Annotated in this window: 11 protein-coding genes and 1 tRNA gene; 5 read left to right on the forward strand and 7 right to left on the reverse strand. The window is 45.7% G+C overall.

The window, feature by feature from the left end:
- Window positions 1–395: 395 nt before the first annotated feature.
- On the reverse strand, window positions 396–1052 hold the full coding sequence (locus tag AC58UW_RS32975) for a helix-turn-helix transcriptional regulator (protein ID WP_497424720.1): 657 nt from the start codon (window positions 1050–1052) through the stop codon (window positions 396–398).
- Between the two features lie 57 nt (window positions 1053–1109).
- Window positions 1110–1541, reverse strand: coding sequence for a DUF86 domain-containing protein (locus AC58UW_RS32980; RefSeq protein WP_497424721.1), 432 nt, complete (start codon window positions 1539–1541; stop codon window positions 1110–1112).
- A 348-nt stretch (window positions 1542–1889) separates the two neighbouring features.
- Here AC58UW_RS32980 and AC58UW_RS32985 point away from each other — a divergent pair, with 348 nt between their 5' ends.
- Window positions 1890–3128, forward strand: a complete 1239-nt coding sequence (locus tag AC58UW_RS32985) for a Gfo/Idh/MocA family protein (RefSeq protein ID WP_497424722.1) — start codon at window positions 1890–1892, stop codon at window positions 3126–3128.
- 71 nt (window positions 3129–3199) lie between these two features.
- Window positions 3200–4246, forward strand: a complete 1047-nt coding sequence (locus tag AC58UW_RS32990) for an acyltransferase (protein WP_497424723.1) — start codon at window positions 3200–3202, stop codon at window positions 4244–4246.
- A gap of 14 nt (window positions 4247–4260) precedes the next feature.
- Here AC58UW_RS32990 and AC58UW_RS32995 read toward each other — a convergent pair whose 3' ends face one another.
- Window positions 4261–4926, reverse strand: a complete 666-nt coding sequence (locus AC58UW_RS32995; RefSeq protein ID WP_497424724.1) for a tetratricopeptide repeat protein — start codon at window positions 4924–4926, stop codon at window positions 4261–4263.
- Window positions 4927–5103: 177 nt separating this feature from the next.
- On the opposite strand from AC58UW_RS32995, the gene AC58UW_RS33000 reads away from it, so the two are divergent.
- Window positions 5104–5367: a hypothetical protein gene (locus AC58UW_RS33000; RefSeq protein ID WP_497424725.1), complete on the forward strand. Its 264-nt coding sequence runs from the start codon at window positions 5104–5106 to the stop codon at window positions 5365–5367.
- A 56-nt stretch (window positions 5368–5423) separates the two neighbouring features.
- Here the strand turns inward: AC58UW_RS33000 and AC58UW_RS33005 are convergent, their stop codons facing one another.
- Both AC58UW_RS33005 and AC58UW_RS33010 read right to left on the reverse strand, forming a co-directional pair.
- Window positions 5424–5828, reverse strand: coding sequence for a hypothetical protein (locus tag AC58UW_RS33005; RefSeq protein ID WP_497424726.1), 405 nt, complete (start codon window positions 5826–5828; stop codon window positions 5424–5426).
- A 63-nt stretch (window positions 5829–5891) separates the two neighbouring features.
- Window positions 5892–7718 carry an ABC transporter substrate-binding protein gene (locus tag AC58UW_RS33010; protein ID WP_497424727.1) on the reverse strand — a complete coding sequence of 609 codons (1827 nt, stop codon included), beginning with the start codon at window positions 7716–7718 and terminating at the stop codon, window positions 5892–5894.
- Between the two features lie 115 nt (window positions 7719–7833).
- Here AC58UW_RS33010 and AC58UW_RS33015 point away from each other — a divergent pair, with 115 nt between their 5' ends.
- Complete coding sequence (locus AC58UW_RS33015) at window positions 7834–7983, forward strand: hypothetical protein (protein WP_497424728.1); 150 nt, start codon at window positions 7834–7836, stop codon at window positions 7981–7983.
- Here AC58UW_RS33015 and AC58UW_RS33020 read toward each other — a convergent pair.
- Both AC58UW_RS33020 and AC58UW_RS33025 read right to left on the reverse strand, forming a co-directional pair.
- Window positions 7958–8476, reverse strand: a complete 519-nt coding sequence (locus tag AC58UW_RS33020; RefSeq protein ID WP_497424729.1) for a VanZ family protein — start codon at window positions 8474–8476, stop codon at window positions 7958–7960. The two genes, AC58UW_RS33015 and AC58UW_RS33020, sit on opposite strands and share 26 nt — an antisense overlap.
- A gap of 16 nt (window positions 8477–8492) precedes the next feature.
- Window positions 8493–8780 (reverse strand): hypothetical protein, encoded by a 288-nt coding sequence (locus AC58UW_RS33025; RefSeq protein ID WP_497424730.1) that lies wholly within the window; start codon window positions 8778–8780, stop codon window positions 8493–8495.
- A 190-nt stretch (window positions 8781–8970) separates the two neighbouring features.
- Here AC58UW_RS33025 and AC58UW_RS33030 point away from each other — a divergent pair.
- Window positions 8971–9043: transfer RNA gene (locus AC58UW_RS33030), tRNA-Ala, on the forward strand.
- The last annotated feature ends 218 nt before the right edge of the window (window positions 9044–9261 follow it).

Consider the following 9261-nt stretch of genomic DNA (forward strand, 5'->3'; position numbering starts at 1 on the left):
GCGTGGGCTTCGCCCACACGAAGGTAAAAGACTGAAAATTCAATTAATATAATTTTGATTATGTCTTGATGGATACTTCTACAAGCTTACACAAACTTCTTGACGCTACCGGGTTGGGAAATAAATAGTTGGAGAAACTCCATCTAATCCGTCGATAGTTTGAGAATGTAATCGATTTCGGCTGAATTAGTTGGAGAAATTCCAGTTAATGGGGCTATACGAGGATCGCAAGTGATAATTAACAGGAGTTTTCGGCGTTAATTTGGAAGCAACTACGATAGGCAGTGAGTTCTATTCTGAAATAGCAACCTGTCGTTCTCCTGTCTATACGTAAATCATAAATCACAAGAAAAGGCTGTCCCAAGAGTAGAATACTACTCTTCGGACAGCCTTTTTTATTTTTTGCTAATGATATAGACGCACTTGTTTGCGCCTTTGGCTAGACATTCTGTTCGCTCGACATTCGCGTCCAGCAAATTTCGGAACAGAGCAAGTTCACATTGGCATGCCTGCCCAAATGTATTCGCCACTTGGGCGATCGGGCAATTATGCTCGCTAAACGTATAAATGTCGTCATGGGTCTGCGACCAATCGACCATATACCCGTTCTCGTTCTGGATGTGTGCTAACTCGGCTACACGTTCTTCCAGGCTTTTGTCCAGCATACGCGGCTGATAACGAGATTCTAGCTTATCCTGTCGGCCTTCAAAAAGCCGCTCGATCTTCTCATGCCCCTGATCTTCCAGTAACTCATCCAGTAAATCGAGTGTCAATTGCATATATTTCTTAGGAAACAGTTCGTCTGCCTTGGGAGCTAACGTATACACGTTGGTTGGTCTCCCCATCGCTTGCCGGACAAGCTTCGTCTCGAGCAGATCGTCCTTTTCCATGGAATGAATATGACGCCTGACGGCCATCTCCGTAATTCCGAGCTGTTTGGATATCTCTTGAACGCTTAGAGGTCCACTAGTTTTGAGCATGGAAAGAATCACTTTGCGCGTAGATGTCTCAAGTGCTTGATTCATTAGCTCACCTACCCTCGGATCAATCATTATGCTTCATTTTACAGCATCATATCCAAGTTGTAAATTAAGAAACATCTATGTATGTTATTCCAATTCACTCTTGATAAATGCCCTAACACTCGCAGCAAACTCCTCAAAAGCTGCTGGAAGTTTAGGCACCAACGGATGCAGATCTTGGCGGTTCCATGCTACAAAGTCCTGCACAAGAGGTTTTCTGAGCTTCACAAGCTGAAGCAGCGTCTCGGTTAATGTCTCCGAATATGCACCTTCACCATGAACAATCTCCACAATGTCCTCATAACTGCTTGCATCTCTTAGAATAAAGGCATCGATCAGCAGGCTTCCTACATCCGTTACGGTTTCAATGGCTAAATGCAGAACACGCTCTTGTGCGAGCTGCCAAACGAGATCATTCGTGCCTTGTCCCCACTGCTGTTCTAACTGCTTACTGGCATCGGCTAAAGCCGATAAAAACTGAATTCTTTCATCGATCTGTCCATGATTAATAAAATACATAATGCTATCTCCGTCCTCTTTTTCGCCATTTCGTCCAAATCAACATTGCAAAAAAAGTAATGACAACCAGGAAAATTAACAATACCGCTTGCATGAGATATTCGTAGCTCATGTACAATCACCCTCTTGACTTTCGCTGTATTCACTTCTATCAGTGTATCGCGCTAGCTTTAGAGCGTCAAGCAAGCACATTTGCTGCAATAGGCTGGCTCATCTTAATGTGATTTTGGAAACCATATTGTTACTTTGGACCAAATACATCGCGAAGAAACCTCCTTACAATAGAAGAGAAGTCGCATAGGCATATCGGCAGCAGAATTTTAAGCTCTCATTATAGGAGGAACTCTCGTGGGTATTAAAATAGGGATTGTTGGGGCAGGCCAATTCTCACAATGTTTCGTACAGCTGTTTCAAGCTCATCCTTATGTGGATGAAGTCGTTTTGGCGGAGTTGCACGAGGATCGTCGTGAAAAATTTGCAAACGCTTTTTCCCTCAAACAAACTTACGCTTCATTGGAAGAGCTGCTGAGCAGCGATGTGGATGCCGTCGCCATTTTTACCCAAAGACATCTGCATGGTCCTCAAACGATACAAGCGCTACAAGCAGGCAAGCATGTCTATTGTGCAGTGCCAATGGCGCAAAGCCTAGAAGAAATATCCGCCATTACCCAGGAAGTGAAACGTTCCGGCTTAATCTACATGACTGGGGAGACAAGTTATTACTACCCCTCTACGGTGTACTGCCGAGACCAATTCAGAGCAGGCCACTTCGGCAACTTTGTCTATGGAGAAGCTCAGTATTTACATGATATGGCGCACGGGTTCTATGATGCTTTCAAATACTCAGGCGGGAAGGATTGGAAGAAAGTAGCCGGTATTCCGCCGATGTATTATCCGACGCACTCCGTCTCAATGGTTCTGTCCGTTACTGGAGCAAAGGCGACTAAAGTATCCTGCTTGGGCTATGTAGACCAGCATGAAGATGGGATTTTCCGGGAAGGAGCCAACCTATGGGACAATACGTTCAGTAATCAAAGCGCGCTTGTCCGTACCTCCGATGGCGGGATGATGCGCCTCAATGAGTTCCGGCGTGTGGGTTGGGGAGGGAACAATAGTGTCTACATGAGCATGTTCGGCACAAACGGCAGCTACGAAGAGCATGCCGGTGGTTCTGCGTGGACTTCTCTGAAGTGGGGAGCCACCCAGGATCTGACTTCGCAGCTTGCCTGTAAGGATCAGTATGTGCATTTGAGCGATTCCAATCTGAATCCAACACTGCAGCACGATTTCCATGCCAGCCTTGCCAAGGTGCATCACAGCTTCCGCCTGCCTCACGCCTTTGAGGGTCTTCCTAATGGGCACTTCGGCTCTCATCAATTTCTTGTTGATGATTATATGAAAGCCATTTATACGAAAAAATTGCCGCCTAATCATGCTTGGCGGGCAGCGGATTACTTAGCACCAGGCTTGGTGGCTCATGAATCTTCCAAACGTGAGGGTGAAATGATTGACGTGCCTGATTTCGGGTCACCTCCATCCGAGTGGAAGCTGCTTGATCCAGACAGTTTTGTCGCTTATCGTGATTGATTAGCGTGTATTGTCCTCCTTTTTCATTCATGTTACAGTGAACAAAGTGAATAAAGGAGAAGATCACCGTTATGTCGTCAAGACCCAAACTACCTGAGATAGACCTCATCCGTGCCATCGCTATCATCGCCGTAGTACTTATTCACGGCACATCAGGCGCTACGCTGCTTCCGATTGGGAGCGGGTCGCAAGCCATCTTTTTCATCCTTAACAAAGCTAACTTATTTACCGTGCCGCTATTCATTTGGATCAGTGGCGTCGTGCTCTTTTATACATATTACGATCGTTGGGAGCCCGGAATGTCGCGTGTTTTCTGGACAAAACGGCTGCGAAGAATTCTAATTCCTTATGTCCTATGGTCCCTATTCTATTATTTATATAATCAAATTATGTTTCATGGAAACATCCAATTTGACGTCGTTTACTTTATCAAACTGCTTATTTCAGGGAATGCCAGCTATCATCTCTATTATATGGTCATTATCGTTCAATTTTACCTCTTATTCCCGTTTCTACTCACTCTGGTGAGGCGGTCAACTTGGGTTCGCCGAGGGTTAATTCCTCTAGGCATTGTTATTCAAGCCGCAGCCTATTTCTTTCATCATGAGGTGCATCCCCTTCCGGAATATGCCTCGCTTTTTGTCAGCTACTCCGCGCTCTTTGCCTTTGGAGCTTTCATGGGCATTCATTACTCGGCTATTGCTGGCTGGTCCGAACGTTACAAACACTTGATAGGTAGCATCATGTGTCTTGCAGGCACCACGTTCGTGGGCATGCTGCTCCTGCATCAATATGGGCTAGCCAACATCGGTAATATATGGTTTGAGCTGGCTCTCCTCGTGTATTGTATGGCGGTTCCGTTATGGTGCGTCCATTGGTCGCTAAAGCGTCTTGCCAACAATCCAAGGCTTAGCACTGCACTTACCTCATTAGGAGCTGCTTCTTTCGGCATCTACCTTGTGCACCCTGCACTCCTGACGCTTTGGAGTCGCCTCACGCCGGTCAAAGATCAGCTCTGGCTCTATGATCTGCATACCGCCGCTTCGATCCTGATCGGGGTACTCGGCTCTTGGCTGCTCGTACGGCTGTACGCAGTCATGAAAAAAGGTTCCGCTTAGCAGCGGAACCTTAATCATTTGAAGCGAGCAAGCATGGCCCAACGCCGCTGCTGTCTGCGGCTGTATCGCGGCAAGCCGCGGTAAATATCCAGCGCTTCGCGGAACGTTGCCTTGGCGTCATTGCCGCGTCCAAGCTGCTGATACAGCAAGCCAAGACGGTAATAAGCCTCGACCGAAGAGGAGTGCAGATCACGGAACTGCTCGATCAGATGAGCAGCCCTTTCAGGTGCAACAGGCGCTAAAGCTTCCCCTAGGCGTAAATAAGCCTCGCCATATTTAACCCTCGGGTTCAGCTCTACTGCTTGGAGCATGAAGCTCTCTCCCTTTTTCAAATCTCCAAGCTTCAGGTAGCAAAGTCCAATTTCGTAATGCACATCAGCAGAGTCTTCCATAATCGGCAGCGCTTGTTCCAAGTAAGGAAGTGCTTCTTGGAATTTATTGCGCTGCAGCAAGTTCCTTGCGAGCTCCAACTTCGCTGACGTATGATGTGGATTCGCATGTAATTCCGTACGCAGCCTGGATGCCCTTCGCCTTAATTGAAATGGCTTAAAAATATTCGGCGTCAATCCGATAAATCTTCTATCTAATACATATAGGATGATTAATAGAATAAGAAGTGCAAGGAAAGGATTACCGACAAGTCGCCATAACAGACCAAAAGCAAGAAATTTAAGCAGCAAAAGATATACCCCCTTTCAACTTCCTTATACTACCATAATATGAGGACTTTGGTCATCTCTTCCATAGAAAAAAGCTCCCGTCCCTATGACTAGCATATGAATGAAAGCTTCTTATGAATACTGATTCGAGATTTATTTCAAGCAATGCTATAATAAAAAGAAAAAGGGAGTTTCGATATGAACGAAGATCCACGCAAGGCCATATGGCTGAAGAGAAAACAGCTCGGCAGAAACAAATATTTAGTGAATTTCGGCCTTCTCCCCTGGGGTGTTGGACTGACGGCCTTATTTAGCATTATTGAATTACTGAACACGCACGAGCTTAGCTTAGTTTGGGTTCCTATTCGTTTAGTACTTTTCTTTTTCATTGGTTTTTTCGTTGCGAATGCTCGCTGGATGGCGATGGAAAACCGTTACGAGCCTAGAGGCAGACGACCTTAACGGTCGTTTTTTTATTTGTTACGGGCGAAGAACTTTTTTATTAAGAACGAAGAACGTTAGTGCAAGTAGGTTTGATCTTCCACATCTTCCGTATGGAATAGAGATGCTGTGCGGCTAAGCTGAAAATGTTCTTTCAACTCCTCGCGAATGGAGCCGAAAGCAAGTATTTCCTCTTCAAATTCTTCGCGTTTCCCCCACTTTTTCGATTCACGAGATTTTGTCCCGAATAACTCTTTGGAAACGTCCTCATAGGCATTGTGCAAATTATTATCATACCAATCAATTTCACGGGACGCGTTTTTGCGATACACGTGACTCATCTCGAATTGGCTCCCTTTTGTCGATGCAAATTCAGCGACCAGCGTACCTGGTATGCCCTCGGCAATCACTTCAACATCTGCGCACCACACATCGTGACGTTCAATAAATCGAACAAGATTAGCCTCTCTAATTTTGCTCATAACCATACCCTCCTGGAAATTCATGATTGTTACAAAGAGTATTTCCAGGTCAACCAGGATTTATCAAGCGCTAGGCGTAAACCAAATTTTCCGAAAATCAACCCAACCCAAGTCGTTAATACATACACCTCTGATCGAGTCATGATAAGTTGTTTGTTGAGAGCGATGAAGCACGAAGAGGAAGGATTTGTCCTCCTGAAGAGCTTCAATGATTTCGTGAAGTCTAGCGATGCGCTCTTGAATGTCCGGAATCATTAGAATATGATCCATTTCTTCATCTATCCATCCCTTTTGATCCGAAGTTAGATGCGCACGAACATAGCTGTTGCTCTGCTTAAGCGTCTGGATAATATGAAGATCATACTCGCTTTCCAAACAGATGTGGTAAAAAATAAGATCTGCTTCCTGTATCGTATCGAGCCGCATCATGTCCGACATGCTCCGTGTCGTTAGTTCAATACGGATACCAACCTTGACGCATTGTTCACAGATCCACATCGCATCTTCGTTATTGTTGCTATAAATATACATCTTAACTAGCTCGCCATCGTAACCCATCTCTTTAAGCAGGCGCGTAGCCTCCACCATATCGGTTCGATACACAGCGGCAGTCCCTTTATCATTCATCGATGGCAGAAAGGAACTCGCCGGCGCTTCCCTGAAGCCTCCGAGTTGTTCAATCATTCGTTCCCGATCAAGAATCAAATCGATCGCTTTGCGAAAATTCGGATGCTGTTGTGGTCCTGCTTTCCCTTGGTTAAACGTAAGCAAGGAACATCCCAGAATCGACTGTTCGATCTGATGCCACTCCGAATCTTTCCCGACAGCTCCGACTGGTTTGCGGGAATTCGAATGGTCACACAACACTTGCACCACATCCCAACTCGGACCAACTTCCGACAGCTCCTGCGGCAACAGCCATATTTCCAATTGATCCAAATGCGGCCTAACCCCGAAATAACTGTCAAAAGCACGAAGCTTACAGATATAATCATCATTTCGCTCCAACCTGAACGGCCCTGTTCCAATTGGCATGCGGCCAAAAATACCCTCGTTGTCCCGGCAAATTTCTTCCGGCAAAACTGCCAAAGAAGGATGCGCCAGCTGCTGTAAGAAAAGCTCGTTCGGCTGCTTGAGCTCGATGGCAATCGCACTTCGGTTGAGCACTCTGATATTCTCAATACTTTCCGTCATCCAGCCCTGACACGCCGTGAGACCAAGCTCCATCAGCCTTGATAATGAGTAACTGACATCGTTAGCCGTCATCTCTCTGCCATGGTGAAAGAGGACCCCTTTTCTCAAGTAAAAGGTGTAGTGCAAGCCGTCCTCGCTTTTCTCCCAATAATGCGCCAAGTGTGGCTCTGCAACCCGTGTATTTGGATTGTATTGGACCAGCGTATCGAAAATCTGATTGATCAGGTGGGCGTCAAACGCAAAGAAACAAAAAGCCGGATCAAGCGATACAAGCCATTTGTAAACTGGAAAACGCAGAGTATCCTTGAAACATTCCTCTTGGACGACAGTTCGGTATCCGAAATAGCTAAATAACCAATCGACAAAAGAGTCCTGCAAAGCTTCTCCCCTGCCCAATTGGTGAATGAGTTCAATCGTACCTTTGTAATCCCCTTGACTCGCTAGTTCCATTGCCTGTTTGGAGACCATGTCTTCAGCGGAAACAAGAAATGTCAGCTCAGAAACATTGCCTCTTCCTCTTCCAGGCTTCCAAGAAATCCAGCCCTGCTCCATCATTTTTTTCAGCAGAATCTTTACATTCCGCGTTGTGCAGTACATTCTTTCGGATAATTCTTCTAACGTAATAGGCTGCGGTTCATGCTCAACGCCATGTGCAAAACTGGCCCGAAGTTCCAAAAAATGAGACAAAATCTGCATGATCCACCTCCTTCTCCAAAAGGGGAAATTGTTAAAGTGAATTATACACTTTTTGTTCCCCTTATTCTAGATGTAAACTGGATCTAACAGGAAAAGAAAGGAAGGTGATCGAATCATGCAACCAACCAACATTTACGTATCTGAGAAATTAATGCAGTGGCAGCAGCACGAATTGGAAGTCGAAGCTCGCGAGCATTGGAAATTCAAATCCATCAAAAAAAGAAAAGTGTATATGATGATTACAAGCTTGTTCTTCTTCGTCTAATCGCAGCGCGGATCCCGAGAAACGCCATCACCAAAAGGACTGCCAATAGTGCACCTACAGCATCGACGACCACGTCGATCGCGTGACCCGTACGGCCATCAACGAACGTTTGATGCCATTCATCAGTCACCGCATACAGAACCGAAATAATAAAGGAGGTGAGCAGTGCCATGATTACTTGTACCGGCTTCGAAAGCAAGGCCAAGATCCAGAGCAGGGTAAGTACAGCGAACTCGCTTACGTGCCCTGCTTTTCTTATGAAGAACTCGATAACGCCGATAGGGTCCTGCCACGACAGTTTTTGCCCATCATAGGTGAATGCTAAATGCGGAATGCGATTTATGGGATTTGATCCACTAAGTTTTGATTCTAAAAGCGGACGCAACGTCTGCTGCTGATATGTCTCCCCTGACTTGAAAAAAATAAAGGCCATCCATAGGACGGCAGCAATTGTAAACACATAAAAGTAAACCTTGGAAGAAGATTGTGTCATGAAAGAAACCATCCTTCTACGAATTCATTTTCTTGCGAATGCTAAATAGCGCAAAAAACTCGATGACCATCAAATTCACGGCCGACACCCCATAGAACGCCATCCCAAACATCATGCGGAACGGGTCCTCTGTCACTAATTTCCACCAAAATGCTGCAGCCAAAGTCAATACAATATTTAAGGCTGTCGTTATCCAGAAAGAGAATCCCAGTCGATTCGTTTTCCGCATTAACCACACACCGATCACAAACGGCAACACAAATGCTATTCCCAAGTAAACCCAATATAAGACCCCGTTTGACACTCTTTCGTCACTCCTACACGATCAACTAGTTTCTATTACTAGGTTAGCATGAAAATGTAAATGAAAACAACGTTTGAGACCGTTTGCAACAGAAACTTCGCAGGCGTAAAAGACAATATGAATTATCTGAGCAAAGGGCTTGCCTGCTTCATATATTTCATGTATAATACGAAAAGTCGACGTTATTTGAGGGGCCTTAGCTCAGCTGGGAGAGCGCATCGCTGGCAGCGATGAGGTCAGGGGTTCGATCCCCCTAGGCTCCATATTATAAAGAACCGCGCTCCTTCGGGATCGCGGTTCTTTTGTATGGAGCCGTGGGGAGAGAACCCCGGTGGGTTCGCCCGCGCGGACGGTACGGATGGATAGACTTCGTAGCTTTGCTTCGAGTGTAGGAGCACGGCGTCTGAATCTACCGCTAAGCTTGTCCTCGTCGAGTTACCTTCGTCAGCCATTTAAATCGAGATTCATACATCCCCCCTAG

The organism is Paenibacillus sp. J22R160 (assembly GCF_059692135.1).

What these genes read in the sequence shown, in the direction of transcription:
- AC58UW_RS32975 (WP_497424720.1), bottom strand. Translation starts at nt 1,052, where the DNA reads ATGATTGATCCGAGGGTAGGTGAGCTAATGAATCAAGCACTTGAGACA.
- AC58UW_RS32980 (WP_497424721.1), bottom strand. Translation starts at nt 1,541, where the DNA reads ATGTATTTTATTAATCATGGACAGATCGATGAAAGAATTCAGTTTTTA.
- AC58UW_RS32990 (WP_497424723.1), top strand. Translation starts at nt 3,200, where the DNA reads ATGTCGTCAAGACCCAAACTACCTGAGATAGACCTCATCCGTGCCATC.
- AC58UW_RS33000 (WP_497424725.1), top strand. Translation starts at nt 5,104, where the DNA reads ATGAACGAAGATCCACGCAAGGCCATATGGCTGAAGAGAAAACAGCTC.
- AC58UW_RS33005 (WP_497424726.1), bottom strand. Translation starts at nt 5,828, where the DNA reads ATGAGCAAAATTAGAGAGGCTAATCTTGTTCGATTTATTGAACGTCAC.
- AC58UW_RS33010 (WP_497424727.1), bottom strand. Translation starts at nt 7,718, where the DNA reads ATGCAGATTTTGTCTCATTTTTTGGAACTTCGGGCCAGTTTTGCACAT.
- AC58UW_RS33015 (WP_497424728.1), top strand. Translation starts at nt 7,834, where the DNA reads ATGCAACCAACCAACATTTACGTATCTGAGAAATTAATGCAGTGGCAG.
- AC58UW_RS33020 (WP_497424729.1), bottom strand. Translation starts at nt 8,476, where the DNA reads ATGACACAATCTTCTTCCAAGGTTTACTTTTATGTGTTTACAATTGCT.